Genomic DNA, 25,522 nt, shown 5'->3' with positions numbered 1-25,522 from the left:
GCACCGTCGCCGCTCACAGCCGCACGACCTCAGTGACGCGAACGACAGCGGTTCCCTCCTCGACGGATGCCGCAAGGTCCACCTCGGCACGGATGCGCCAGTCATGGTCTCCGGCGGGGTCGTCGATGATCTGCTCGACCCGCCAGGTGTCGGCATCCGTCGTATCGATGACGCAGAGCTGCGGCGAGCGCGCGGGACCGCCCGTGAGGATCTCGTCGTGCTCGTCGTAGTACCGATCCATCGCCGCAGACCAGTCGACGCCCGGATCGAGTTCTGCCAGCGCGTCGTCGTCTTGGAGGGCCGCGAGCTGCACCCGGCGGAACAGTTCGTTGCGCACGAGCACGGTGAAGGCCCGGCGGTTGGTGAGCACGGACGGCGGCGCGGGTGGCACGACCGGCGCTTCGGGGTCGGCCGCCGGATCGATCAGCGCCGACCACTCGTCCACGAGCGACGAGTCAACCTGCCTGACCAGCTCGCCGAGCCACTCGATGAGGTCGAGCAGGTCGTCTGTGTGCGCCTCGGCGGGCACGGTCTGGCGGACGGCACGGTAGGCATCCGAGAGGTAGCGCAGCACCAGACCTTCGCTGCGGGCGAGCTGGTAGAACGAGACGAACTCCCCGAACGACATCGCCCGCTCGTACATGTCTCGCACGACTGACTTGGGCGAGAGCTCGAAATCGAGGACCCACGGCTGGCTCGACGCGAAGACCGCGAACGACTGGGCAAGCAACTCTGCCAGCGGCTTCGGGTGGGTGATCTCTTCGAGCAGCGCCATCCGTTCGTCGTACTCGAGCCCGTCGCGCTTCATGGCCGCCACCGCTTCACCCCGCGCGCGGAACTCCTGCTGCGAGAGGATCGCGCGGGGGTCATCCAGGGTCGCCTCGATCACGCTCACGACATCCAGCGCGTAGTGGCCAGTGCCGGCCGTGGTCGTGGAACCCGACGTTCGCAGATTCGCGCCAGGTTCGGAGGATTCTGGCTCAGGACTGCGGAGTTCGTGCGATTCTGCGGAGTTCGTGGGGACGGAAGGGGTCGCCAGGGCGCTCGCGTCGGGGTCGAGAAGGGAGATCGCAGCGAGCGCGAAGGGGGAGAGCGGCTGGTTCAGGGCGAAGTTCGGCTGCAGATCGACGGTGAGACGGATGCCGTCAGCATCGGCATCCACGATCCCTGCCGTCCGCAGCGTGCGGAAGATCGCCAGCGCGCGGCGCGCGAGCTCGTACTGCCGGGCGCGGGGTTCGTGGTTGTCGAACACGAGAGAGCGGACGTTCCCGAAGACGTCTCCGCCGCGGCCAATGACGTTGATGAGCATCGCGGCGGTCAGCTGCAGATGCGGGGTGAGCGGCTCGGGTTCGGCGGCGACCAGCCGCTCGAACGAGCCCTCGCCCCAGTTCACCTGGCCGGTCGGGGCCTTCTTGCGCACGATCTTCTTGCGCTTGGCAGCGTCGTCGCCCGCCTTGGCGAGGGCCACCGCGTTCTCGATCTCCCACTCCGGCGCCATCACGACGACGTTGCCGTAGGGATCGAATCCGGCCCGGCCCGCGCGACCTGCGACCTGATGGAACTCACGGGCGCTGAGCTGCCGCATCCGGGTGCCGTCGAACTTCGTGAGCGCCGTGATGAGCACCGTGCGGATGGGCACGTTGATCCCGACGCCGAGGGTGTCGGTGCCGCAGATGACCTTGAGCAGGCCCCGCTGGGCGAGGGTTTCGACGAGGCGCCGGTAGCGCGGCAGCATCCCGGCGTGATGGATGCCGATGCCGGCGCGCACCAGGCGCGAAAGCGTCTTGCCGAACCCCGTCGTGAACCGGAACCCGCCGATCTCGGCAGCGATCTGATCGCGCTGCTCGCGCGAGGCGATCTTGGTGTTGATGAGCGCCTGGGCCCGCTCGAGGGCCGCGGCCTGCGAGAAGTGGACGATGTAGATCGGAGTCTCGGCCTCCTCCAGCAACCGCTCGACGACGTCGTGGACCGGGCGCCGCTCATACGAGAAGTGCAGCGGCACGGGGCGCTCGACGCCGGTGATCTGCGCCACCTCGCGTCCCGTGCGGCGCTCGAGGTCGGACACGATCGGGGTGACATCGCCGAGGGTCGCCGACATGAGCAGGAACTGCACGCGCGGAAGAAGCAGCAGCGGCACCTGCCACGCCCAGCCGCGCTCGGGGTCGCTGTAGTAGTGGAACTCGTCCATCACGACGGCGTCGATGTCGGCATCCGTGCCCTGCCGCAGGGCGACGTTCGCGAGGATCTCAGCGGTGCAGCAGACGATCGGTGCGTCTGCGTTGACGGACGAGTCGCCGGTGACCATTCCCACGTTCTCGGCACCGAAGATCTCGACGAGCGCGAAGAACTTCTCGGCCACGAGCGCTTTGATCGGCGCGGTGTAATACGAACGGCCGCCGCGAGCCAGGGACGCGGTGTGGGCAGCGATCGCGACGAGCGACTTGCCGGTGCCGGTCGGGGTCGACAGCACCACGTGCGAACCCGAGACCAGCTCGATGGCAGCCTCGTCTTGCGCGGGGTAGAGACGGATGCCGCGCCCCTCGGCCCAGGCAACGAACGTGTCATAGACGGCATCCGGGGCGGCGTCTGTCACCGCGTCCGCGAGCGTCGGTGAAGGAGTCACCACCCGAGTCTGCCTGACGGGAGTGCAGCGATGCCCGAGAAGCCAACCCTCGCGGAACACCGAGGCCGCCACGTACGTTGGGAGGAAGCAACGAAAGGACAGCTGATGACCGACACGGATGTGACCCCCGAGGTCGTGCGCAACGACGCCAAGGGACGATACGAGATCAGCCTCGACGGAGCTCTCGCCGGCTTCACCGAATTCGTCGCCGACGAGCAGGGCCGCCTCGTCTTTCCCCACACCGAGATCGATCCGGCCTTCTCGGGCCGCGGGTTCGGAACCGAACTCATCGGGGAGGCCATGGCGGATGTCGCCTCCCGCGGCGAGACCGTCGTGCCGGAGTGCTCGTTCGTGGTGCGCTACCTGCAGAAGCACGAGGTGAACGGGCTCGACATCGCGTGGCCCCACGGGTCAGCGCCCCAGGAATGACCCGCCTCGATTCCGACGCAGCGGTCGCCGAAGAGGGTGCAGCCGACTGCGACGGACCCCGCCTGCTGAACCTCGAGATGCGGGATGTGCCGCTCGGGGGACTGCGCGCGATGCAGGTTTCCCGGGCACTCCCGCAGCGCGACCTGCCCCTTGTCGGGGCATGGTGCTTTCTCGACCGGTTCGGGCCGCAGCGAACCACCATGCGCGTCGAGCCGCACCCGCACATCGGCCTGCAGACCGTGACGTGGCCCATCAACGGCGAGGTGCGCCACCGCGACTCGGTCGGCAGCGACGTGATCGTGCGTCGAGGGGTGCTCAACCTCATGACGGCGGGCGCCGGGATCTCCCACTCCGAATACTCGGTAGGCGAGACGGATGTCGACCTCGACGCCCTGCAGCTGTGGGTGGCTCTTCCCGACGCAACCCGGTTCGGGGAGGCATCCTTCGAACAGCACGCGGATCTTCCGGTGCTCGACCTGCCAGCCGCCTCGGGGAGCGCGCAGGCTACCGTCGTGCTCGGAACACTCGGCGACGCGTCCTCACCGGCCACCGCACACACCCCGATCGTCGGTGCCGAACTGGAGCTGACGCCGGGAGCTGACGTGCTCGTGCCGCTCGAACAGGCGTGGGAGCACGCGCTGCTGCTGATCGATGGCGACGTGACAGTCAGCGGCGCACCCGGCGGGCAGGCGCACGACACCGCCGAACTAGATACGAACCACCTGCTCTACCTCGGCACACACCGCGACGCGATCACCCTGCGATCCACCGGGGGCGCGCGGATCTTCCTACTCGGGGGCGAACCGTTCCCGGACGAGATCGTGATGTGGTGGAACTTCGTCGGACGCTCACACGACGAGATCGTCGCCGCCCGCGAGGACTGGGAGAACGCGGCTGCCCGATTCGGTCACGTCATCGACCACGGCCCGGAGCGCATCCCCGCCCCGCCGCTGCCCGGAGTGCGACTGACCCGACGGCGCAGACGTCTCTGAGACCGACTTTGGTCCCGAACGCGGCAGTACGCTGATACGGTGGCCCGATCCTCCGTCCTGACGACGCGTGTGCTCCTCACGACCGCCGCCATCGGCGTCGCGACGGGGCTCCTCGCGGGTATTGCGGGCTGGGTCACGCCGTTCGTGCTCGGGATCGCACCGATCTTCTACGGATTCGTTCTCGGCGCACACGTGCTGCCGGGGATCATCGCGCAGGAGGTCATCCGTCTGCCCTGGGTCGCGCTCCTGAGCCACGTGTTCGCGGCCCTCGTGGCCAGCGCCATGGCTCCCCAGTGGGCGCTGCGGTTCCTCGGCACCGCGATCCTCTTCGGCGGCATCCAGGAGCTCGTTGCCGCCCTCACCCGCTACCGGGTGTGGGATGCCTGGCGGTTCTTCATCTCGGCCGTCGTCATCGGCATCCTGGTCGCTGTCGTCGTCGCCTTCGCCGCCGACCTCGCCTCCCTTCCGCTGCTGGCCCAGATCATCTACCTCATCGTGGCCGTGCTCGGCCCCGTCGCGTGGACTGCTGCGGGTCTGGGAATCGGCGTCTCGCTGCGGCGCGCTGGCGTCGCGCGGCGCGCGTGACGCTCCACGCGGCTTCCTCGCGAAACCGGAATCTCGGGGCGCGTGGAGTTAGGTTCAGCTAAGTTAGGGCATACTTCCCTTCCCGACGAGGACCCGTGACAGCTCCCCCCGACTCCGCCGCACGCTCGGCCTCCGTCGCCCCCGCTCCCGGCGAGACGGCGACACCGAAGCCGACCCACGGCAGGGAACACGCGCGGCTGCTGCAGCTGCGCGAGGTCGGGATCACACACGAGGGTGAGGATGCCGCGACCCCGGCATCCGTGTCGTTCGAGGTGTCGCGCGGCGACGTCGTGCTGCTTCTCGGGCCGAGCGGTTCGGGCAAGTCGACGCTCTCCCTCGCCATGAACGGGCTCATCCCGCACGCCGTTCCCGCCACGTTGACGGGCCGCGTCGAGGTAGCCGGGATGGATGCCGCGACGCACTCCGTCGCGCAGCTGTCGACCCAGGTGGGGATCGTGTTCCAGGACCCCGACGCGCAACTTGTCACTGGCACGTTGCTCGACGAGGTCGCGTTCGGGCCCGAGAACCTACGTCTGCCGGCAGCCGAGGTGCTCGCCCGCGCCGAGAGTGCGCTGCGTCGGGTCGGGCTGTGGGAACGGCGGTCAGAGAACCCCGATCGCCTCTCCGGAGGCGGTCGGCAGCGGCTCGCAATCGCGTGCGCCTTGGCCATGGGTTCGCCCCTTCTCGTGCTCGACGAACCGACGGCAAACCTCGATCCCCGCGGGATCGATGACGTCTATGCCGCCCTGGACGAGCTCGCGGCATCCGGCGACAAGGGGATCGTGCTCATCGAGCACAACCTCGACGCCGCCGCCCCGTTCGTGAACCGCGTCGTCGTGCTGGATGCCGCGGGCGTCGTGATCGCCGATGGGGCGGTTGACGAGATCCTGCGGGGGCGCGCGGCCGAACTGCACGACCTCGGCGTGTGGCTGCCGACCTCGACGCTCGCGGCTCTGCGCCTGCGGGAGGCCGGGTACCGCTTCGACACGCTGCCGATCAGTCCCGACGAACTGCGCGCGGCACTCGATCGTCAGCCCGCTCCTGCCGCTACACGCGAGGCGGGGTCGGGTGCGGGTGCGGCGACCGAGACACGGGTGTCGGCATCCGGCACGCGCATCGAGGTGCGCGGACTCACGCTGCGCCGCAAGAAGACGGAAGTTCTGACGGATGTCTCGCTCGAGGTTCGCGACGGCGATTTCCTCGCTATCGTCGGTGCGAACGGGGCGGGTAAGACGACGCTGATCCAGGCTCTGGCCGGGGTGCTCACGCCGCCCCGGGGCACCGTCCGGATCGACGGCCTCGATGTTGCCCGCCTGGATGACCGGGCTCTGTCGACCCATGTGGGGTTCGGGTTTCAGAACCCCGAGCACCAGTTCATCGCGGCGTCAGTGTTCGACGAGATCGCGCACGGCCTGCGACGCCAGCACCTCGACGAGGCGGAAATCGAGCGGCGCACCCTCGATCTTCTCGACCGCTTCGGGCTGCGCGAGCGCGCGCACGTTCATCCGTTCCTGCTCTCGGGGGCCAGAAGCGGCGCCTCTCGGTCGGAACCGCCCTTGTCGCCGGCGCTCGCGTGCTCGTCCTCGACGAGCCGACGTTCGGACAAGATCGCGCCCGAGCAGACGAACTTCTCGGTCTGCTGCGCGACCTCAACCGTGAGGGCACGACCATCATCGTCGTCACCCACGACATGCAGCTGGTCGCCGAGTACGCCGACCGCGTGGCGGTGATGGAGTCGGGACGCCTCACGGCGTGCGGAGCGCCGGGCGAGGTGTTCGCGGATGCCGAGCTCATCGCCCGCGCGGGCCTGCGGGTCCCGCCGCTCGCGCGCGCCCTCGCCCCGCTCGCCACGCACCCGGAACTGCGAACGGTCACCCGCGTTGCTGACCTTCCCGGGGTGGCCCGTGACGACGGCGCCGACAATGCTCCCGGCATCCGTTGCCGATGACCCGTACGCCGCCGTGCGGCGCACCTCTGCGGTGCGCTTCCTCTACGGGCTGAACCCGCTTGCGAAGATGGCAGCGGTCCTTCCGGCGCTCGTGCTGCTCGTATTCGTGCGCGATCTTGCGACACCGGTGGCGTTTCTCGCGCTGTCGTACCTCGTGCTGCTCGTCGGCGTGAGTCTCAGCATCCGAGCCGCCGTCCTTCTCGCACTGGCGATACCCGGCGCCATAGCGGTGTTGGGCTTCGGCTTCGCGCTCTGGACGGATGCCGCACTCGTCGCCGACACCCCGCCCGTGCTGCAGATCGGGGCATGGACCCTCTACAGCGGCGCTCTCGAGATCGGACTCGCAACGGGGTTGCGGCTCGCTGCGATCCTCGCGCTCTCGCTCATCCCGGGCCTCAGCACGACCGGTCCCGATCTCGTGCGGGCCTGCGTGCAGCAGCTGCGCGTCCCGTACCGGATCGGGTATACAGCCCTGGCCGCGTTCCGCTTCGTGCCCCGGTTCGGTCACGAGCTTGAAATCATCCGGCAGGCCCACCGCGTGCGCGGCGCGCACCGCGGGCGCGGACCGATCGCGAGTCTGCGCCGCTGGGCCAGCTATCTCGTGCCGCTGCTTGCCGGCGCGATCCGTCATGCCGAGCGGGTGGCCCTCGCGATGGACTCCCGCGCCTTCGGCGCCTACCCCGATCGCACCGAGCGACACCTCGTGCCGTTCCGCGCCCGCGACGTCGTCTTCATCGCCGCTTTCTGGCTAGCCTCCGCCGCCCTCTTCGCCCTCTTCTTCCCCTGGGGCATCGCCTAACCGTTCAGCCGAGTTGTCCCTCGCCCAGCCGAGTTGTCCCTCGCCCAGCCGAGTTGTCCTTCACCCAGCCGAGTTGTCCCTCGCCAAGGCACCACGAACGACGGATGCCGCGACCCGCGCCTCCTGAGAGGGCGGTGTCGCGGCATCCTGTCGCAGGTGTGATCAGCGCTTGCCAGCGAGGTCACGCCCGACGATCTCGCGCATGATCTCGTTGGTACCGCCGTAAATGCGGTGGACGCGAGCGTCGAGGAACGCGCGCGCGATCGGGTACTCCGTGATGTAGCCGTACCCGCCGTGCAGCTGGACCCCGAGGTCAAGGACCGCCCACTCTCGCTCGGTCGCCCAGAACTTGTACTTCGCGGCCTCCTCGGCCGAGAGCTTCTTGTCGGCGTACGCGCGCATAACCCGATCGGTATATGCCCACAGCGCCTCGACGTCGGCAGCCATGTCGGCAAGCCGGAATCGGGTGTTCTGGAAGTCAGCGATCCGCTCCCCGAAGGCCTCGCGGTCCTTCGTGTAGGCCAAGGTCCAGTCCAGGGCTGCCTGAGCCGCGGCGGCACCCGCGACACCGATCGACATGCGCTCGAGGGGCAGGTTCATCATGAGCTGCACGAAGCCCATGCCCTCGCGGCCGCTGATGAGGTTCTCCTCGGGAACGAAGACGTCGCTGAACGAAAGCTCAGCGGTGTCGTGGCCGTGGAAGCCCATCTTGTGCAGCTTCTTGCCGTGGTCGAAGCCTTCCATACCGTTCTCGATGAGCATCAGGCTGAAGGCATCCGGGCGGTTGCCCTCGCCGGTCTTGACGAAGGTGACCACCAGGTCGGCGGTCTTGCCGCTGGAGATGAAGGTCTTGGCGCCGTTGACGACGTAGCCGCCGTCGACTTTCTTCGCGATCGTCTTGATGCCGCGAAGGTCGCTTCCTGCGCCGGGCTCGGTCATGGCGAGCGCACCGATCACCTCACCGGTCGCCATACCGGGAAGCCACTTCTCCTTCTGCTCCTGGGTACCCATGTGCACGAGGTAGGGCACGGCCAGGTCGTCCTGGATGCCGAAAGCACCGGCCAGCGATCCCGAGCCTGCCGCGATGACCTCTTCCATGACGATCGCGCGGAAACGGTAGTCCTGCAGCATCCCGGCGCCGCCGAACTCCTCCGGCACCGACAGGCCGATGAGGCCGGACTCACCCGCGGCCTTCATCGTCTCGCGGTCGATCTCGCCTTCGGCATCCCACCGGGCAATCGCCTCGTTCGTGACGTAACGCTTGACGAACTCCTTGACGACGTCGCGGAACGCCTCGTGGTCTTCGTCGTAGATGTCGCGCTCCATGTGAGCCCTTCCTTCCACATCGATGGCGCGGGCCTGCCGGAATCGGCGGATCGGCCCCGTCGCCGACGCGATTCTATGCCCGCGTACCGGTGCAGCTTCGAACCCCGTGTGGGATTGCGGTTCACGTCGGGCGGTACTGCGTCTCGCGTTTGTAGGATGCCTCCAGGTTCGGCATCCAGTTCGGGCAATCCAACCTGCGGGTTGACAGTTGATCGTATTTTTGTTCGACTGTGCGCATGCGGTGGAACGGGCAGACGATCGGCGCGAGCGATGGCAACGCGCTGCCCGGAATGGAGCACCTCGGCGGCTTCGTCCGATCCGTTACGACACCCGAGTTCGCGGGGATGACCTTTCACGAGGTCGTCGCCAAGAGCGCCCTCAACCACGTGCCCGGCGCCTCGGGGATGCCGTTCGACTGGACAGTGAACCCCTACCGGGGATGCAGTCATGCCTGCTCGTACTGCCTAGCTCCGGAAACCATGATCCTGCTCGCCGACGGCCGCACCCGCGCCCTCGGCGATCTTCGAGTCGGAGAATCGATCATCGGCACCGAACGCCGCGGAGAGTACCGCCGGTACGTTGCCACAACGGTGCGCGCGAAGTGGGCGACGGTCCGACGCGCACACCGCGTGACCCTCGCCGATGGGACAGAGCTCGTCGCAAGCGCCGATCACCGCTTCTTGACCGAGCGAGGCTGGAAGCACGTGACGGGAGCGATGAGTGGACCGGAGCAGCGTCCCTACCTAACTTTTAACAACCGGCTGATGGGTTTCGGGATTGGAGCGGCGAGAGTCACAGGGCACGACGCCACCGACAGATGGTGGCGGCTGGGCTACCTTGCGGGGATGATTAAGGGCGACGGGATGATTCTGCACAAGACATACCCGCGTGGGGGTCGCACCGGCGCGATTCACGCCTTTCGGCTCGCTCTCGCGGACACGGAGGCTCTCGAACGCACCCAGGCGCTATTGGCGCTCGAGGGAATCCCCACCAACGTCAGGCCGTTTACAGCTGCAACCGAGCAGCGGCGCGCCATGCTCGCTATCCATACAGCACGCAAAGAGGCGGTGGCCGCAATTGAGGCCCTTATCCAGCGACCTACAGACCCGAGCGAGGAATGGCTGGCCGGATACCTGGGCGGGATCTTCGACGCCGAAGGCTCCTGTTCGCGGGGTGTGCTGAGAATCAGCAACAAGAACGAGGACGTGCTCGGTACGGTCCGCGAGGCACTTGCGTGCTTTGATATCCCTGCCGTCACCGAGGGGCCGCGGCCGAACGGGGTGAGCGCTATCCGGGTCACGGGCGGGCTGGCTTCGCGAATGCGTTTCTTCGAGATCTCACGGCCCGCGATCACGAGAAAGCTCTCGATCGTCGACGGTGCGGTGAAGACATCGAGTGACCTCCGCGTCGTCGGAATCGAAGACCTCGGGCACAGCATCGACATGGTCGACATCACGACCGGCACCGGTGATTTCATCGCGAACGGCGTCATCAGTCACAACTGTTTCGCCCGAGGCACGCACGAGTATCTCGAGCTGGACGCCGGGCGCGACTTCGATTCGCAGATCGTCGTGAAGGTCAACGTCGCCGACGTGCTGCGCACGGAACTCGCGCGACCCTCCTGGACGGGCGACCCAGTCATGCTCGGCACGAACACCGACCCCTATCAGCGGGCCGAGGGACGGTACCGACTCATGCCCGGGATCATTCAGGCGCTGACGGATGCCGGTACCCCGTTCTCGATCCTCACGAAGGGCACGCTGCTGCGCCGCGATCTTCCGCTTCTGACGGAAGCCTCCCGTGAGGTCGACATCTCGCTCGCGATGTCGATCGCCGTCTTCGACGATGCACTACAGCGCACCCTCGAGCCGGGGACCCCGAGCGCCGCGGCGCGGCTCGAGACCGTCCGCGCAGCGACGGATGCCGGATTCCGCGTCACTGTGTTCCTGATGCCGATCCTCCCCCACCTCACGGATTCGATCGCCACGCTCGATGACGCACTGGGGCGCATCCGCGCAGCCGGTGCACACCGGGTGGTCTTCGGCGCGCTGCACCTGCGGCCGGGGGCGAAGCAGTGGTTCTGGCAATGGCTTGAGCGGGAGCATCCGGAGTTGGTCGGCTCGTATCGCGGACTCTATCCGGGCGCTTCCGCCTACGCGCCGAAGGCCTACCGGCAATGGCTGGCCAAGCGCGTCCGTCCGCTGCTGCGGGTGCACGGACTGACCGGCCACGCCGAAGAAGAAGCTCCCCCACGCGAGCCGGTCCCCGGTCTGGCTGCGCGCCGCGCGGCGGCATCCGTCGTCACGACCTCGCGCGGCAGGCGGGCTGACGCCGCCGCCATGCTGTTCTGACGCCGCTGACGACTCCTCTTCGACGTAGGACAAATACCCGAGGTAGGACGATCCGGTGGGGATTCGTCCTACCTCGGAGATATTTCCTACCTAGCGCAGGGTGCCAGAGGCGCGGGAGTGCCGGGAGTGGTGCGGCGCGTCAGGCGTCGACGTCGGCGAGCTGACGGCCCGCGATCTCCTCGAGCAGGTCGTCGCCGATGCGCGCGTCCTCGAACGGCGCGTCGATCTCGGCGCGGTCGAGCATCTCGGTCATCCGGCGACGACGCTGACGCGTGATGAGCGTCACAACGCGGCCCTCACGACCGGCCCGCCCTGTGCGACCCGAGCGGTGCAGGTACGTCTTGTACTCGTCGGGAGCATCGGCCTGAACTACCAGGTCGATGTCATCGACGTGGATGCCGCGCGCGGCGACATCCGTGGCGACGAGCACCCGCACCCGCCCCGAGGTCAGCTTCTCGAGGTTCCGCGTGCGCTTGGCCTGGTTCAGGTCCCCGTGCAGCGCGAGGGACGGGATGCCGGCGTCGTCGAACTGCTCCGCGAGCATCTCGGCGTACGCACGCGTGCGGGCGAACACGAGGGTCTTGCCGTCGCGGTCGACGAGCGAGGTCAGGATCTCTGCCTTGTCGCGGTGGTCGATCACGAGAACACGGTGCTCGATGGTGCTCGAATCCTGGTCCTCGCCAGCAACCTCGTAGACGGCGGGCTCGACGAGGAACTCGTCGACGAGCGCGGCAACTTCACGGTCGAGCGTCGCCGAGAACAGCAGCTTCTGGCTGCCGTCAGCGGTGAGGCGCAGGATACGCTGCACCGGCTCGAGGAAGCCCAGCTCGCACATGTGGTCGGCTTCATCCAGGACCGCGATCCGAACCTCGGAGAGGTCGAGTTTGCCCTGTTCGACGAGGTCTTCGATGCGGCCCGGCGTGCCGACGATGACGTCGACGCCCTTCTTGAGGGCACCGACCTGGCGCGCCTGCGGCACGCCACCGTAGATCTGCGTCGTGAACAGGCCGACGCTGCGGGCGATCGGCTGGATCGTCCGGTCGATCTGCAGCGCGAGCTCACGCGTGGGAGCGAGAACCAGAGCCTTGGGAGAGCGACCGAACTCACGACGGCTTCCTGCCTGCGAACGCAGAATGCTCTCCACGAGCGGGGCGCCAAAGGCGATGGTCTTGCCCGAGCCGGTGCGGCCGCGGGCTAGCACGTCGCGTCCCTCGAGGATCGGAGCGATGGTCGCAGCCTGGATCGGGAACGGCGATGCCGCCCCCAGCTCGGCGAGCACACGGACGATGTTCTCGCCGAGCCCCAGGTCACCGAAACCGACGCCCTCGACAGCGTCAGCCTGAACGGCCTCGGCCTGCAGACGCTCGTGGACGACATCCACGTGCTCTTCGTGGGCAGCCGTGCGCGTCGGAGCGTTCCAGTCGGAGCGGTTTGGACGGTCGTCGCGACGCGGACGATCGTCACGACGTGGACGATCCCCGTAACCGGCGCGGTCGTCACGACGGGGGCGGTCTGCGTAGGAGGGTCGGTCACCGCGACGCGGACGGTCTCCGTAGCGGTCCTGGCTCTCGCGCTGCGGACGGTCGTCGCGGCGCGCGCGGTCGCCATGACCACCGCGGTCATCCCGACGCGGACGTTCACCGTAGGCGGGGCGGTCGTCACGACGCGGACGATCGGAGTAGCGGTCCTGCTGCGCACGGTCATCCCGACGCGGACGCTCCGAGTAACGATCCTGACCCTCACGCTGCGGACGGTCGCCGTAGGCGGGGCGGTCGTCACGACGGGGACGATCCGAGTAGCCGGTGCGGTCATCCCGACGCGGACGGTCACCGTAGGACGGGCTGTCATCCCGACGCGGGCGATCCCCATACGAGGGGCGGTCATCCCGACGCGGACGGTCACCGTACGACGGACGGTCGTCCCGACGCGGCCGGTCATCGCGCGAACTGCGGCCATAGCCACCGGAGCGCTGGCGCTCATCGCGTGCGGGGCGGTCATCGCGGCGCGGACGATCGTCCCGGGCGTGGGTACGGATGGCGCGGGCCTCATCGCGACCTGCGCGCTCCTGCGCGGTCCAGCGACGCTTGGGCGCCGCGTCCGACTCTGCAGTCTCGGGGCGGTAGCCGCGGTGGCTGGGGCTCTTGCTGCCGGGTTTTCCGGCCGACGACGTGCCAGGGCGACGCTTGCGGTCCTGATACGCGGTCTTCTCGCCGTAGCGCGGTTCGAAGTTCTTGGCTGCGCGGCCGCCGGCCGGCTTCTTGCTCTTGGGCATGGGTGTGTTCTTCCTGGGTTCTCTCGCACGAGAACAGCAGTCGAGACGCGCTCGACAGGCCCGGACTCTCTTGGCCGGGGGCCATTCATGTGATGGTCATGCACGCCGATCGGCGCTCACCATCGGCCCCAAGGACTCACAAACCCACTCGCCATACATGGCAATGTCCAGAGCCGACCTATCCAGCGTACAGGCTCACCCTGGGAAACCCCCGCGCCGCGGCAACCACGGCAGGCAAGGTCGGATGCATCACCCACGGCCTTTAGCATGGGCACGACGCCCGCCGAGGAGGACCCATGCCCGACATCCGCCACGACCCCACCGGGGAGCAGTTCCACCTCTCGAGTGCCGACGGTCGCGTGACCGCGCACCTCACCCAGGTGGGTGCGACGATCCGCGGGCTCACCGTCGATGGCGTGGACCTCATCGCACCGTACCCGCAGGGGATGCCGGCGCCCGCGGCATCCGGAACCGTGCTCGTGCCGTGGCCGAACCGCGTCCGCGATGGCAAGTGGAGCCACAACGGCACCACCTACCAGCTGTGGATCACCGACCCGTCGGTCGGGGGCGCATCGCACGGGCTGCTGCGCTTCATGCCGTACACGGTGGCCGAGCAGTCCGGCGACCGGCTCACGCTCGCGGCCACAGTCTTTCCCCAGAGCGGCTACCCGTTCCAGCTCGACACGACAGTCACGTACGCGCTCACTGCCGACGGCATCGAGGTCACCCACATCATCGAGAACGTCGGCACGGATGCCGCACCGGCAGCCCTCGGCACCCACCCGTACTTCACGCTCGGCGACGTACCGACAGCCGACCTGGTGCTCACCTCGCCGGGCGCGAAGATGCTCGTGCTCGATGACGCGCTGATCCCGATCGACGAGGTGCCGGTGGATGCGGCATCCGACCTGCGCAGCGGCGCCCGCCTCGGGGATGTCTCGCTCAACACCTGCTACACCGACATCGCTCGTGACGCCGACGGGATGATGCGCCACCGTCTCAGCGCGCCGGATGGCCGGACCGTCACGATCTGGCAGGGCCCGGAGCTCGACTACGTGCAGGTGTACACGACCGACCGCTACCCGAACCGCGAGTTGGCTGTCGCTATCGAACCGATGAGCGCGGTGCCGGACGCCCTCAACTCCGGTCGAGGTCTGCGCTGGCTGGCGCCGGGCGAGACCTGGACCGTGAGCTGGGGAGTCTCCTACTCGGGCTGACGACCGTTTTCGTCGTCGTCCGTGTTCTCGGCGGCGAGGTCGGTCTGCTCGGAACTGTCGGCTGACTCCGGCGACGCTGGCTCGGCATCCGCGGACGCCGCATCATCACCGTCGGCGGCAGCCTCGGGCTCTGCGGTGTGCCCATCGGCTGCGACGTTGTCGTCGGTCTCGTGCTCGCCAGACTCCGCGTCGGCGGCCTCCGGCTCGGAGGCTTCGGGCTCGACGGCTTCCGGCTCACCGGCGTCGGGAGCGACAGTATCCACGTCGTCCTCGCCGACGTCGGTAGTTGAGCGGTCAGCATCGCCGGACGCGGGCTCAGCGCCGTCGACGGCCTCCTCCGCGGCATCCGAGTCAGCCGAGGTCGGTACGTCGCCTGTCTCAGGTGCGCCTGTCGCGGCATCGCTCACCTCGTCGGGCTCCGCCGGCGCCTGGATCGGGATCTGGCCGGTCCGCAAGGCTTCACGTTCGCGCAGCTCACGGCGCGTCAGCGGCACGTCCTCGGCACCACCCGCGCCAGCACCACCCGCAGCGCCCGCCACCCCCGCGAGCGCGAGTGCGCCCTCGGCATCCGTTTGCCCCGACCTCGCCGCGCGCTTTGCCTGGCGCCGCTCCTTCGCGCCCTCGACGAGGTTGTAGAGCGTCGGCAGGACGAGCAGCGTCAGGACGGTGGACGAGATGAGTCCGCCGATGACGACGATCGCGAGCGGCTGCGAAATGAATCCGCCCGTGCCGGTGATCCCGAGTCCCATGGGAGTGAGCGCGAGGATCGTGGCCAGCGCGGTCATCAGGATTGGGCGAAGACGCCGCGTACCACCGGCGATCGTCGCATCGTAGGCACTCAGGCCCTTCTCGCGGTACTGGTTGACGAGATCGACGAGAACGATGGCGTTCGTGACGACGATGCCGATGAGCATCAGCACACCGATGAGCGAGGCGACACCCAGCGGGATGCCGGTGACGATCTGCAGGAGGATCGCTCCGGTCGCCGCGAACGGCACCGAGATGAGGAGCAGCAGCGGCTGGCGCAGCGATTTGAAGGTCGCGACCATGACGACGTACACGATCAGGATGGCCGCCAGCAGCGCGAGCCCCAGCTGGCTGAACGCGTCAGCCTGGTCGGTTGCGACACCGCCGAGGCTAGCGCGCGCGGCCGAGGGCAGGTCAGCCGCGTCAATCGCTTCCGTGACGGATGCCGTCGCCTGCGAGAGGTTGTCGGTAGCCGGCGTGACCGTGACTGTCGCGGTGCGCGTGCCACCTTCGGTGGTGATCGAGGTCGGCCCCTGGGCCTCTTCGACAACTGCGACATCCGACAGTGGCACAGGCCCCTGGGCGGTGAACACCTGCAGGTTGCGCAGTTCGTCGATCGTGGTCGGCGGGTCGTTCGCGGCGAGGTAAACCGTCAGCGAGGTGTCGTCGACCTCAACGCTGCCGATGTTCTGCGGTTGCATGGTGCTCGACACGATCGCGCCCACAGCGACTTCCGACAGGCCGAGCGACGCTGCCTTGTCGCTGTCGACCCGGACCGAGATGAAGGGCAGGGATGCTGACAGGTTGCTGGTGACCTGGCTGACGTCGTCGAGGTCGCTGAGGCTTGCGACCACGGCATCCGTCGCCTCTTGCAGCGTTGACGCGTCGGGAGCCGTGACGTCTACCTCGATGTCGGTCGAGCCGAAGCCGCCATTGCCTCCCGCCACGGTGATCTCACCGACATCGGGAATCGCCTCGACGGTGTCCTGTACTTCCTGACGAAGGGCGACCTGGTCGACGCCTTCCTCGGTCGTGATGGAGTAGGTGATTCCGCTGCCGCCGCCGGTGAAGGCATCGCGCAGCGCATTGCCGCTGGAGCCGATGGAGACCTGCACGGTCTCGATGCCCTCGATGCCCAGCAGAGCCTCTTCGACCGGCTCAGCGGCCGCGGATTCGGCTTCGAGACTCGGCGCCGGACCGATGTCTTGGGTCATCGTGAACGTGTTCTGCCCGGAATCACCGAGGAAGTTCGTCTTCATCAGGGGCGCGGCGGCGATGGTACCCACGAGGACGAGCACGGCAAGGCCGAGGGTCACCCAGGAGTGGCGCAGCGTCCAGCGCAGGATCGGGGTGTACCCGCGCTGGAGCCGATCGAGCGGAGCTGCCGGGTTCTCGGGGTCGATCTCGCGCCCGGCCTCATCGAGCAGCGGCTTGCCGGGCTTGAGGAACCAGTAGGCCAGCACGGGCACGATCGTGAGCGCAACAAGCAGCGAAGCCAGCAGCGCGATCGTCACGGTCAACGCGAACGGGCGGAACAGTTCTCCGGTGACGTCGCCGACGAAGGCGATGGGCAAGAAGACGGCGACAGTCGTGATGGTCGAGGACGTGATCGCCGACCCGACCTCCTTGACTGCGCGCACGATCGAGGTCAGCTTGTCGGCCTTGCCCACGTAGTGGCGCCTGATGTTCTCGATCACGACGATCGAGTCATCCACGACCCGTCCGATCGAGATTGTGATGGCCCCGAGGGTCAGGATGTTCAGCGAGTACCCGAACGCCTGCAGCCCGATGAACGTGATGAGCACGCTCGTCGGGATCGAGATCGCGGTCACGAGCGTCGCACGCACCGAGAGCAGGAAGAGCAGGATGACGAGCACCGCGAACAGCAGGCCGAATCCACCTTCAACGGCCAGAGTCTCGATCGACTGCTCGATGTAGGGGGCCTGGTCGAAGACAACGGTGAGGGTGACTCCGTCAAGCTGCTGCTCGAGGTCGGGCAGGATGTCGAGCACGCCGTGCGAGACATCGACGGTGTTGGCTGCCGGGAGCTTCGTGATCGCGATCGTCACCGCCGGCTCGCCGTTCACGCGAGAGATCGTCGCGACGGGGTCCTGGCCCTGCTCGACGGTGGCGACGTCGGCGATCGTGACCGTTCCGGCCTGGAACTGCTCGGCATCCGTGGGAACGAGCGGTAGCGCCGCTACCGCATCGACGGAGGTGATCTTCGAGCCGGTCTGCACCGTGAGGGTCTGCTCGTTTTCGGTGATCTGACCGCCCGGGAAGAGCACGCCGTTCTGGTCGAGAGCGTCGCGGATCGCCTGTTGCGTGTAGCCGGTCGCGGCGAGCTCTGCCGGGTCAGGCGTGATCGTGATGCGCTGGCCGGTGCCACCGACGATCTGCGCGGCGTTGACGCCGTCGACATCCTCGAGCTCGGGGATCGCGACGGACTCGAGTGTCGCCTGGATGGTCTGCTGGTCGTCGTAGCCGGTGACGGCGATCTGGATGACGGGGAAGTCGTCGATGCTCGCCGAGAGCACGTTGGGTTCGACGTTCTCGGGCAGCTGAGAGGAGATCCGGTTGATCGCTTGCGTGATCTTCTGCTCGGCAGTGCCGAGGTCGGTGCCGTAGGTGAACGACGCCTGCACGATCGAGGCGTTGGTCGTGCTGGTCGCGGTCGTCGACTCGAGGCCGGGGACGGCCTGGATGGCGGTCTCGATCGGCGTCGACACGTCGTTGGCGACGACTTCGGGGGAGGCTCCCGGGTAGGTCGTGACGACGATGAGGGCCGGGAACTCGATAGACGGGATCAGTTCCTGCTTCAGGTTGGTCAACGCGAGGCTGCCGAACAGGGCAGCGACGATCGTGACCAGCGCGATGAGGGCGCGGTTTTTCAGGCTCAGGACGGCGAGTTTCGACACGGTGGCCTTTGCTGTGCTCGGTGCGGTCGGGACGCGACGATACGCGGGTGTATCGTCCCCATCTTCGCACGGTGATTCCGGGGGATATCCCGAAAAGTCCCGATCAGCTCGACGCGGCAGCGAGCGCTCCGCCGAGCGCAAGCCCGCCCGCGGCGGCGGCGAGCGCGAGCACGAACGTTCCGACGACATTGACGATCGCCATCCGCCCCCGCCGCTCTTCGGCCAGCAGCAGTGTCGTGACCGAGACGGCGCTGAAGGTGGTGAAGCCTCCGAGGAGACCTCCGCCGATCACGAACTGCAGATCAGCGGGGGCGGCAGAGCCGGTGAGGATGCCGAGAGCGAACGACCCGACGACGTTGACAATGAGCACGCCCCACGGCGGGCCCCACCAGCGCAGGATGGCGACGTCAGCGCTGTAGCGCAGCGCCGCGCCGACGCCGCCGGCGAGCGCGCCCAGAGCGAGCAGGAGCGGACTCATGCTGAGTGTCCATGCGCTGACGTCGGCCGGGGGCGGGCTATCCACAGTCCCGCGGCGGCAGCCGCAAGCCCGGCGAGCACGGTGACCACCGCCAGCGGCAGCGATGCCGGGTCCACCGCAAGCACGGCGAAGCTCGAGTACGTCGTGAACCCTCCCATGACGCCCACGCCCCAGAAGGTGCGCATCCTCGTGGCGCGGGCGGGGTCGGCCTGGCGTTCTGCCATGCCGGTGACCACCCCGAGCAGGAACGAGCCGACGATGTTGATGAGAGGGATGGAGAGCCACTGGATCGACGGATCCTCGACGAGCAGAACGACAAGTCGCGCCGCAGTTCCGATCGTGCCCCCGGCGAACACCAGCCAGAGGTGGACCCCCGAGAAGCGCGGTCTGGTCGCCATCGGCCCAGGCTAACGCTCCCCCGCGTCGTGTCACGTTCCGCAGGGCGTCCATACCGGGTTCGCCGCCGGGAAACAACCCCATTGTGGTGCGGCCGCGGCAGTGAAATCGTCACGGTGTGGCGAGTCCGCCCGACACGCGTCGGGCATGCTCCCGGACGTCTAACGAAAGGTGCCCCATGAACATCGCACTGCTCCTTGTCATCATCATTGCTGTCGTGTTGGCAATCGTCGGCGGCCTCAACAGCGCCCTGAGCTGGCTGCTGTGGGTTGCCCTGATCGTCGGCGTCATCGCTCTCATCGCCTTCCTCTTCAGGGTGATCAGCGGCGGCAGAAGCTGACCGCGTAGCCCGAAAACGGATGCCGCGCTCCTCGGGGGAGGGGAGCGGCATCCGTTTTTCGTGTCGGCCGTGCACGTCTACAGGCGGGAGTTCACGTACTCCGCCAGCGCGTCTCGCACGAACTCGGCTCCGCCGTTTCCGCCGCCGGATGTCGCGTAGTTGGCCGCGAAACGGGGGTCGGCTACATACATCTCCGCGAGCCCCAGGACGTAGGGCTTCAGCCCGGCTTCGCCCTGATGGGCCGGGGTGCCGGGAATGGCGCGCAACCATGCAACATGGCGCTCCGCGAGAGCCTGTGCCTCGGTCGAGCCTGGCTCGATGCCGGACTCAGCCGCCGCAACCCAGTCCCCGGCGAGCTCGGCGCTCGTGTTCTTCCACGCAGCCTGCTGCTCAGTGCCGAGCGAGCGCCACCATGAGTCTGAGCGCGAATACGCTTCCGCGCCCCAGCGCTGCTCGACCTCGTCCTTGTAGACGGTGTGGTCGAAGCCGTCGAACATGTCGTCGTTCATCATCGATTCACCTCCCTCCCATGCCGTGATCGTGGACTCCACCGCGGCGATCTGCCGCGCGAGCCTTTCCTGCTCGGAACGGAGCCACCCGATGTGGGTGCGCAATGCCTCCGCGGGGTCCTGTTGCGCGTCAAGCACCTCGGCGATGTCGCTGAGCGCGAGACCGAGGTCTCGCAGAAGCAGAATCCGCTGCAGTCTCACGAGCGCCTCGGGTCCGTAGTAGCGGTATCCGTTCGCTCCCGTGCGCGTGGGAGACAGGATGCCGATGGCGTCGTAATGCCGCAGGGTTCGCGTCGTCACGCCCGACCGCTGTGCTACCTCGTGGATGCTCCATTCCGTCATGGCATCCACGGTAGAAGTTGACGTTGCGTCAATGTCAACTCGTCGCTCGTGGACACTTGTGCAACGCGATATAACGCGTTATTCTCAAATCGCGTTATATCGCGTTTGATCTTTCATGTGACCCTGAACGGAGCGGACCGTGACCCTTGAGAAGTGGCTCATTCACCCGGGAGAGACGCGCGTCATCGACCTCGACGACGTGCGCACCCTCAAGATCGGCCTCGTCGGTGGCCAGGTTGATGTCGTCGCCCACGACGAACCCGGGGTGCGAATCGAGGTCTACGGGGTGACCGTCAAAGACCTGCGCATCGAAGCAACCGGCGACCTCGTCGAGATCGACCATCCACAGCTGCGCTGGGACAACTTCCTCGAGGCGTTCCGCAACTTCGGTTCCGGCGGCCCGAAGGCAGAGGTCAGCGTCGCTGTCCCCCGATCGGTGGCTTTGAACCTCGGGGTCGTGAACGCGAGCGCGCTCGTATCCGGTCTCGAGGCCGGGGCTCGCCTCAACACGGTGTCGGGCGACATCATCGTCGATGGCCTCAGCGGCGACGTGACGGTCAACGCAGTGTCGGGGGATGTCCAGATCCGGGACCTCACGGGCACGCTGTCGGCGAACAGTGTCTCGGGAGATGTCGCTGCGACCGGCAGCATCCGCAAGGCGACGATCGACACGGTCTCGGGCGACATGCTCGTTGACACGACCGGCAATGCGCACGCCATCAGTCTCAACACGGTGAGCGGCGGCGCTACCATTCGGCTCGATGAGGGGCTGCCGGCGAACTTCGTCGTGCGCAGCGTGAGCGGTCGCGTCCAGATCGATGGCGTCATGCGGTCGGGAAGCGGCGTGACCAACTACAGCGGCTCCACCGGCGAGCTCAGCGGGTCGTTCGTCGATGTCCGCACGAACTCCGTTGCCGGCGGACTCACGGTGCTGCGCCGTTCCCCCGCCGCAGAACCGGCGGATGCCGCGAGCGAGGCGGAGGGCCTGTGATGGCCCCGGTCTTCTCTCACGGCGACCTGCGCCTGTACCTGCTCTCGCTCCTGGACGAGGGGCCGCGGCACGGCTACGACATCATGCAGGCCTTGTCGGATCGCACCGGTGGGACGTACACACCCAGCGCCGGCACCGTCTATCCGCGGCTCGCGAAGCTCGAGGAAGAGGGTCTGGTCACCAAGACCGTCGACGGTCGCAAGACGATCTACGAGATCACGGATGCCGGCCGCGCCGAGGTGGCTTCCCGCGCCGGTGACCTCAGAAGCATCGAGGAGGGGCTTGCCGATTCGGTGCGCCTGATCGCCGACGAGGTGCGCGGATCGGTACGCGAGGCGATGAAGAGCCTGCGCGCCGACCTCGCCGCCGCAAGCCGGGCCGAGCGGCAGGACCGCAGCGAGCAGGTGCGGGATGTCACCGACGACCTGCGTTCGATCTCGCGGGAGCAACTGCACCGCGCAGAGGTTGCCATCAGCGAGTTCCGCGCCCAGGTACGAACCGATCTGCGGACGCACGTCGCCAAGGGCGGCACCCTCACGGCATCCGTCGTCGACGAACTGGCAACCGGCCTCGACGAGGTGACCCGCGCCATCACCCGCTCACTCCGCGGCTGAAGCTCACAGGGGCAGCGCACGCGACCCGATTGCAGGATGAATCCGCCTCCCCGCGCGTGGGGGGCCGTGAAAGGCCGGTCGATCCTGCGTTCGGGCCGGTCAGCTGGTCGGCCAGAGGTCCTCGTCGTCAGGCGCCGGCTCCCCCAGCGGAACGACGAGGATGGGGCGCGCCTGCCGATGCGCGAGGCGGGCAGCGACCGATCCGGTGAAGAACTCTCGGATCGACTCGCCGATGCCGCGCTTGCGGGTTCCGACAACGAGCAACCGGGCATCGATCTGCTCCGCAAGATGCTTGAGGGCCAGCGCCGGGTCGCCGACGAGCTGATGGATACGCCACTCGACGTCGATTCCCTCCAGCGCGTGAGCGACTGACGCGCGCACGAGGTCGAAGTCGGCCTCACCGGGAGCGATGTTCACATCGATCGGTGCGGAGTGCACGTATCCGTCGGGATCCTCGTACGTGACGAACCTGGTGACATCGACGTGCGCCACAACGAGGGGGCCTTCATCATGGCGGCGTACTTCGCGGCTTCCTTCACGACCCGAGGATTCTGGTCGGGGACGACCCCGACGATCACCGCGCCGCGGACCGCCTCCGCGTCCAGGGGTGCCGTTGTGAGCTCCGGTCGTTCGTCCGCCATCTGGATTCCCTCCTCGACATGCGGAGCCGAGGGGCGCACAGCCGCGGGCCCTCGAGGGCTCCGTGATATTCTGAATGCTACTCTTCCCGGCGAAAGACCGGATTCGTGAATGCACGGGCTGCGGAGTGCGGAGACCCGCGCTTCAGCCCGCGGGTCAGAAATGAGGGGGTCTCGCATGGGGCGTGGCCGTCAAAAGGCGAAACACACCAAGATCGCCCGCGAACTCAAGTCCTACAGCCCGAGCGTCAACTATGCGGCGCTCGAGAAGGAACTGGGTCACCCGTCCGACGATGATCTGTACGTCGACAAGTGGGCCGATGAGTTCGACGACGAGGATGACGAACTCGACGAGACCGCCTGAGCGCGCCTCGTCCCGTCATCGCGCTCCCACTCAGGACTCCTGACTGGCCTCGACCCAAGTGAGATACTCCTCCGTCACTGTTCCGGTGACGTAGCGTCCGTCGAAGCAGCTCATGTCGAGGTCGTCGACATCCGAGCCTTCGAGGATCGCAGCCTTGAGGTCGGCTACCTCCTGATAGACGACGTAATCGGCACCCAGCTCTTCGGCGATCTCGGGGATGGATCGGCCGTGCGCGACGAGCTCGTGCCGGGTCGGCATGTTAATGCCATAGACGTGTGGGTAGCGCACCGGCGGGGCAGCCGAGGCGAAGGTCACGGATGTCGCGCCGGCATCCCGGGCCATCTGGATGATCTGCTTCGAGGTAGTTCCCCGCACGATCGAGTCGTCGATGAGCAGCACGTTCTTGCCCTTGAATTCGCTCGACATCGCGTTGAGCTTCTGACGCACGCTGCGCTTGCGGGCCGACTGGCCCGGCATGATGAATGTCCGTCCGACGTAGCGGTTCTTGTAGAACCCCTCGCGGTATTCGATGCCGAGCTTGCGCGCGACCTGCATCGCGGCGGGCCGGGATGAATCCGGGATGGGCATGACGACGTCGATGGCACCTGCGGGCGTGTACTTCGCGATGGTGTCGGCCAGGCGGTCGCCCATGCGCAGCCGCGCCTCATAGACCGAGATCCCGTTCATGATCGAGTCCGGGCGGGCGAGATAGACGTACTCGAACGAGCACGGCACGAGCTGCGGAGCCTCGGCGCACTGCTTGGTGTGCAGGTGTCCGTCGAGGTCGATGAACACCGCCTCGCCCGGCATGACGTCGCGGACTACCTCGAACTCGCCGTTTTCGAGCACGAGCGACTCGGACGAAACAACCCACTCGAACGATCCGTCGGGGGCCTTGCGCGTCCCCAAGATCAGGGGGCGGATGCCGAACGGGTCGCGGAACGCGAGCAGGCCGTGGCCCGCGATGAGGGCGATGGCAGCGTACGAGCCCTCCACGCGAGCGTGGACACGGGAGACTGCTTCAAAGATCTCGTCGGGCTCGAGGTCGAGCCCCGATACCGTCGCCTGCAGCTCTCCGGCGAGGACGTTGACCAGGAGTTCGGTGTCAGAGCTCGTGTTCAGGTGGCGACGGTCTTTGTGGAAGAGCTCGTCGGTGAGTTCGCGGGTGTTCGTGAGGTTGCCGTTGTGCACCAGCACGATGCCGTAGGGCGCGTTGACGTAGAAGGGCTGGGCTTCTTCTTCGCTGGATGCCGTGCCCTTGGTGGCGTACCGGACGTGACCGAGCCCGATCGTGCCGAGCAGCGACCGCATGTCGCGCGTGCGGAACGCCTCACGGACCTGCCCCCGCGCCTTGGTGATGTGAAAGACGCCACTCGGTTCCGCTGTGGCGATTCCGGTCGAGTCCTGCCCGCGGTGCTGCAGCAGCAGCAGCGCGTCGTAGATCTCCTGGTTGACCGAGCCCCGCCCGACCATGCCGACGATTCCACACATGGGGTGTTACTGCGCTCCTTCGGCGAACGATCCGACCAGGCGCACGGCACCGCCGTCAACGCCCTTCGCCCCTTCCACATAGTCGCCGTTCGGCCTCGGGCCATCCGAGACGACGCCGACCTGCCACGTGGCGATACCTTCGGCGGTCAGGGCGGATGCCGCATCCGCTGCCCGGTCTGCCGCGACGACCGCGACAAAGCCGATGCCGAGGTTCCACGTTCCTTCTGTATCGGAGAGGGGAATACCGCCGCGGGCGGCGAGCGTCTGGAACACTGTCGGCGGCGTCCACGTCGCGCGGTCGACATCGACCCACGTGCCAGCGGGCAGCACCCGCGCCAGGTTTGCCGCGATCCCCCCGCCGGTGACGTGGCTGAGGGAATGGACCCCGCCGCCGGACTGCGCGATCAGCCGCAGCAGCGGCGCCGTGTACAGGCGGGTGGGCTCGAGCAGAACCTCGCCCCAGGTGGCGCCACCGAACTCGGCTGCGGCATCCGTATACGACAAACCGGATGACGAGACGATGTGACGAACGAGCGAGTAGCCGTTGGCGTGGAGTCCGCTCGAGGCGAGCGCGAGAACGACATCGCCGTTCTCGACACGATCGGCGCCGAGCACGGCGTCGGCTTCGACGACGCCGGTGGCCGCGCCCGCGACATCGTAGTCATCGATCCCGAGCAGGCCCGGATGCTCGGCGGTCTCGCCGCCGACCAGCGCAGTCCCGGTCTCTTCGCAGCCGCGCGCAATGCCGGCGACGATGTCGGCGATGCGCTCGGGTACAACCTTGCCGCACGCGATGTAGTCAGTCATGAACAGGGGTCGCGCACCGACGACGACGATGTCATCGACAACCATGCCGACGAGGTCTTGGCCGATCGTGTCGTGCTTGTCGATGGCCTGCGCGATCGCGACCTTGGTACCGACACCGTCGGTGCTTGTCGCGAGCAGCGGACGCCGGTAGGCACGGAGCGTGGATGCATCGAACAGGCCGGCGAAGCCACCGACACCGCCGAGGACTTCGGGGCCCTGGGTGCGACGGACCGCAGCCTTCATGAGTTCGACGGCGAGGTCACCCGCTGCCGTGTCGACACCGGCCGCGGTGTACGGATTACTGGGGGCGTTGTGGGAGTCCACCCGAACAGACTACCGGCGCGC

The 25,522-nt window shown here is 67.6% G+C and carries 22 protein-coding genes; 12 read left to right on the top strand and 10 right to left on the bottom strand.

All coding sequences use genetic code 11. From position 1 onward, the window contains the following. Positions 1–13 precede the first annotated feature (13 nt). The gene (locus MICSW_RS00850; RefSeq protein ID WP_464496488.1) at positions 14–2,623 is read right to left on the bottom strand and encodes a DEAD/DEAH box helicase; all 2,610 of its coding nucleotides are present in this window, start codon (positions 2,621–2,623) and stop codon (positions 14–16) included. A gap of 105 nt (positions 2,624–2,728) precedes the next feature. On the opposite strand from MICSW_RS00850, the gene MICSW_RS00845 reads away from it, so the two are divergent. The 6 genes from MICSW_RS00845 (at position 2,729) to MICSW_RS00820 (ending at position 7,376) form a co-directional block, all read left to right on the top strand. Then, entirely contained in the window at positions 2,729–3,052 is a 324-nt protein-coding gene (locus MICSW_RS00845) for a GNAT family N-acetyltransferase (RefSeq protein ID WP_228179346.1), read from the top strand. Continuing rightward, positions 3,049–4,044, top strand: coding sequence for a pirin family protein (locus MICSW_RS00840; RefSeq protein WP_228179347.1), 996 nt, complete (start codon positions 3,049–3,051; stop codon positions 4,042–4,044). Before MICSW_RS00845 ends, MICSW_RS00840 begins: the two co-directional genes overlap by 4 nt. A 39-nt stretch (positions 4,045–4,083) precedes the next feature. After that, positions 4,084–4,629, top strand: a complete 546-nt coding sequence (locus MICSW_RS00835) for an ECF transporter S component (RefSeq protein WP_228179348.1) — start codon at positions 4,084–4,086, stop codon at positions 4,627–4,629. A 95-nt stretch (positions 4,630–4,724) separates the two neighbouring features. After that, a complete protein-coding gene (locus MICSW_RS00830; protein WP_464496487.1) occupies positions 4,725–6,359 on the top strand; it encodes an ABC transporter ATP-binding protein in 1,635 nt (544 codons plus the stop codon). Beyond that, positions 6,320–6,577: a hypothetical protein gene (locus MICSW_RS00825; protein ID WP_464496486.1), complete on the top strand. Its 258-nt coding sequence runs from the start codon at positions 6,320–6,322 to the stop codon at positions 6,575–6,577. The genes MICSW_RS00830 and MICSW_RS00825 overlap by 40 nt, the downstream gene beginning before the upstream one ends. After that, positions 6,552–7,376 (top strand): energy-coupling factor transporter transmembrane component T, encoded by an 825-nt coding sequence (locus MICSW_RS00820; RefSeq protein WP_464498454.1) that lies wholly within the window; start codon positions 6,552–6,554, stop codon positions 7,374–7,376. The genes MICSW_RS00825 and MICSW_RS00820 overlap by 26 nt, the downstream gene beginning before the upstream one ends. 162 nt (positions 7,377–7,538) lie before the next feature. Here the strand turns inward: MICSW_RS00820 and MICSW_RS00815 are convergent, their stop codons facing one another. Beyond that, on the bottom strand, positions 7,539–8,702 hold the full coding sequence (locus MICSW_RS00815; protein WP_464496485.1) for an acyl-CoA dehydrogenase family protein: 1,164 nt from the start codon (positions 8,700–8,702) through the stop codon (positions 7,539–7,541). A gap of 236 nt (positions 8,703–8,938) precedes the next feature. Here MICSW_RS00815 and MICSW_RS00810 point away from each other — a divergent pair, with 236 nt between their 5' ends. Next, positions 8,939–11,053, top strand: coding sequence for an intein-containing Rv2578c family radical SAM protein (locus MICSW_RS00810; protein ID WP_228179351.1), 2,115 nt, complete (start codon positions 8,939–8,941; stop codon positions 11,051–11,053). Between the two features lie 139 nt (positions 11,054–11,192). Here the strand turns inward: MICSW_RS00810 and MICSW_RS00805 are convergent, their stop codons facing one another. Next, positions 11,193–13,325 carry a DEAD/DEAH box helicase gene (locus MICSW_RS00805; protein ID WP_464496484.1) on the bottom strand — a complete coding sequence of 711 codons (2,133 nt, stop codon included), beginning with the start codon at positions 13,323–13,325 and terminating at the stop codon, positions 11,193–11,195. A 296-nt stretch (positions 13,326–13,621) separates the two neighbouring features. Here MICSW_RS00805 and MICSW_RS00800 point away from each other — a divergent pair, with 296 nt between their 5' ends. Continuing rightward, positions 13,622–14,542: an aldose 1-epimerase family protein gene (locus tag MICSW_RS00800; RefSeq protein ID WP_464496483.1), complete on the top strand. Its 921-nt coding sequence runs from the start codon at positions 13,622–13,624 to the stop codon at positions 14,540–14,542. Here MICSW_RS00800 and MICSW_RS00795 read toward each other — a convergent pair. The 3 genes from MICSW_RS00795 to MICSW_RS00785 all read right to left on the bottom strand — a co-directional run bounded on the left by MICSW_RS00795 (position 14,530) and on the right by MICSW_RS00785 (position 19,083). Beyond that, positions 14,530–18,207 (bottom strand): efflux RND transporter permease subunit, encoded by a 3,678-nt coding sequence (locus MICSW_RS00795; RefSeq protein WP_464496482.1) that lies wholly within the window; start codon positions 18,205–18,207, stop codon positions 14,530–14,532. The two genes, MICSW_RS00800 and MICSW_RS00795, sit on opposite strands and share 13 nt — an antisense overlap. Positions 18,208–18,310: 103 nt before the next feature. After that, a complete protein-coding gene (locus tag MICSW_RS00790) occupies positions 18,311–18,685 on the bottom strand; it encodes a CrcB family protein (RefSeq protein WP_292801265.1) in 375 nt (124 codons plus the stop codon). Beyond that, on the bottom strand, positions 18,682–19,083 hold the full coding sequence (locus tag MICSW_RS00785; protein ID WP_292732406.1) for a fluoride efflux transporter FluC: 402 nt from the start codon (positions 19,081–19,083) through the stop codon (positions 18,682–18,684). Before MICSW_RS00785 ends, MICSW_RS00790 begins: the two co-directional genes overlap by 4 nt. A 176-nt stretch (positions 19,084–19,259) precedes the next feature. Between MICSW_RS00785 and MICSW_RS00780 the strand changes: the two genes are divergently transcribed. Next, positions 19,260–19,421, top strand: a complete 162-nt coding sequence (locus MICSW_RS00780) for a hypothetical protein (protein ID WP_228179357.1) — start codon at positions 19,260–19,262, stop codon at positions 19,419–19,421. A gap of 77 nt (positions 19,422–19,498) precedes the next feature. Here MICSW_RS00780 and MICSW_RS00775 read toward each other — a convergent pair whose 3' ends face one another. Then, positions 19,499–20,272 (bottom strand): MerR family transcriptional regulator, encoded by a 774-nt coding sequence (locus MICSW_RS00775; protein ID WP_228179358.1) that lies wholly within the window; start codon positions 20,270–20,272, stop codon positions 19,499–19,501. A gap of 139 nt (positions 20,273–20,411) precedes the next feature. Between MICSW_RS00775 and MICSW_RS00770 the strand changes: the two genes are divergently transcribed. Then, the gene (locus MICSW_RS00770; protein WP_292730051.1) at positions 20,412–21,263 is read left to right on the top strand and encodes a DUF4097 family beta strand repeat-containing protein; all 852 of its coding nucleotides are present in this window, start codon (positions 20,412–20,414) and stop codon (positions 21,261–21,263) included. Next, positions 21,263–21,877, top strand: coding sequence for a PadR family transcriptional regulator (locus MICSW_RS00765; RefSeq protein WP_228179394.1), 615 nt, complete (start codon positions 21,263–21,265; stop codon positions 21,875–21,877). Before MICSW_RS00770 ends, MICSW_RS00765 begins: the two co-directional genes overlap by 1 nt. Positions 21,878–21,976: 99 nt before the next feature. Here MICSW_RS00765 and MICSW_RS00760 read toward each other — a convergent pair whose 3' ends face one another. Continuing rightward, entirely contained in the window at positions 21,977–22,369 is a 393-nt protein-coding gene (locus MICSW_RS00760) for a universal stress protein (protein ID WP_464496481.1), read from the bottom strand. Positions 22,370–22,693: 324 nt separating this feature from the next. Here MICSW_RS00760 and MICSW_RS00755 point away from each other — a divergent pair, with 324 nt between their 5' ends. Then, on the top strand, positions 22,694–22,879 hold the full coding sequence (locus tag MICSW_RS00755; protein WP_228179361.1) for a DUF3073 domain-containing protein: 186 nt from the start codon (positions 22,694–22,696) through the stop codon (positions 22,877–22,879). Positions 22,880–22,909: 30 nt separating this feature from the next. Here MICSW_RS00755 and purF read toward each other — a convergent pair whose 3' ends face one another. Next, positions 22,910–24,370, bottom strand: coding sequence for an amidophosphoribosyltransferase (gene purF / locus MICSW_RS00750; RefSeq protein ID WP_464496480.1), 1,461 nt, complete (start codon positions 24,368–24,370; stop codon positions 22,910–22,912). 6 nt (positions 24,371–24,376) lie between these two features. Next, on the bottom strand, positions 24,377–25,501 hold the full coding sequence (gene purM, locus MICSW_RS00745; RefSeq protein WP_228179363.1) for a phosphoribosylformylglycinamidine cyclo-ligase: 1,125 nt from the start codon (positions 25,499–25,501) through the stop codon (positions 24,377–24,379). Between the last annotated feature and the right edge of the window lie 21 nt (positions 25,502–25,522).

The organism is Microbacterium sp. SW12, assembly GCF_055391095.1.
This window is presented reverse-complemented; position numbering and strand designations above follow the sequence as displayed.

What these genes read in the sequence shown, in the direction of transcription:
- MICSW_RS00840 (WP_228179347.1), top strand. Translation starts at nt 3,049, where the DNA reads ATGACCCGCCTCGATTCCGACGCAGCGGTCGCCGAAGAGGGTGCAGCC.
- MICSW_RS00825 (WP_464496486.1), top strand. Translation starts at nt 6,320, where the DNA reads ATGCAGCTGGTCGCCGAGTACGCCGACCGCGTGGCGGTGATGGAGTCG.
- MICSW_RS00845 (WP_228179346.1), top strand. Translation starts at nt 2,729, where the DNA reads ATGACCGACACGGATGTGACCCCCGAGGTCGTGCGCAACGACGCCAAG.
- purF (WP_464496480.1), bottom strand. Translation starts at nt 24,370, where the DNA reads ATGTGTGGAATCGTCGGCATGGTCGGGCGGGGCTCGGTCAACCAGGAG.
- MICSW_RS00820 (WP_464498454.1), top strand. Translation starts at nt 6,552, where the DNA reads ATGCTCCCGGCATCCGTTGCCGATGACCCGTACGCCGCCGTGCGGCGC.
- MICSW_RS00780 (WP_228179357.1), top strand. Translation starts at nt 19,260, where the DNA reads ATGAACATCGCACTGCTCCTTGTCATCATCATTGCTGTCGTGTTGGCA.
- MICSW_RS00755 (WP_228179361.1), top strand. Translation starts at nt 22,694, where the DNA reads ATGGGGCGTGGCCGTCAAAAGGCGAAACACACCAAGATCGCCCGCGAA.
- MICSW_RS00785 (WP_292732406.1), bottom strand. Translation starts at nt 19,083, where the DNA reads ATGGCGACCAGACCGCGCTTCTCGGGGGTCCACCTCTGGCTGGTGTTC.
- MICSW_RS00765 (WP_228179394.1), top strand. Translation starts at nt 21,263, where the DNA reads ATGGCCCCGGTCTTCTCTCACGGCGACCTGCGCCTGTACCTGCTCTCG.
- MICSW_RS00790 (WP_292801265.1), bottom strand. Translation starts at nt 18,685, where the DNA reads ATGAGTCCGCTCCTGCTCGCTCTGGGCGCGCTCGCCGGCGGCGTCGGC.
- MICSW_RS00800 (WP_464496483.1), top strand. Translation starts at nt 13,622, where the DNA reads ATGCCCGACATCCGCCACGACCCCACCGGGGAGCAGTTCCACCTCTCG.
- MICSW_RS00810 (WP_228179351.1), top strand. Translation starts at nt 8,939, where the DNA reads ATGCGGTGGAACGGGCAGACGATCGGCGCGAGCGATGGCAACGCGCTG.
- MICSW_RS00815 (WP_464496485.1), bottom strand. Translation starts at nt 8,702, where the DNA reads ATGGAGCGCGACATCTACGACGAAGACCACGAGGCGTTCCGCGACGTC.
- MICSW_RS00775 (WP_228179358.1), bottom strand. Translation starts at nt 20,272, where the DNA reads ATGACGGAATGGAGCATCCACGAGGTAGCACAGCGGTCGGGCGTGACG.
- MICSW_RS00805 (WP_464496484.1), bottom strand. Translation starts at nt 13,325, where the DNA reads ATGCCCAAGAGCAAGAAGCCGGCCGGCGGCCGCGCAGCCAAGAACTTC.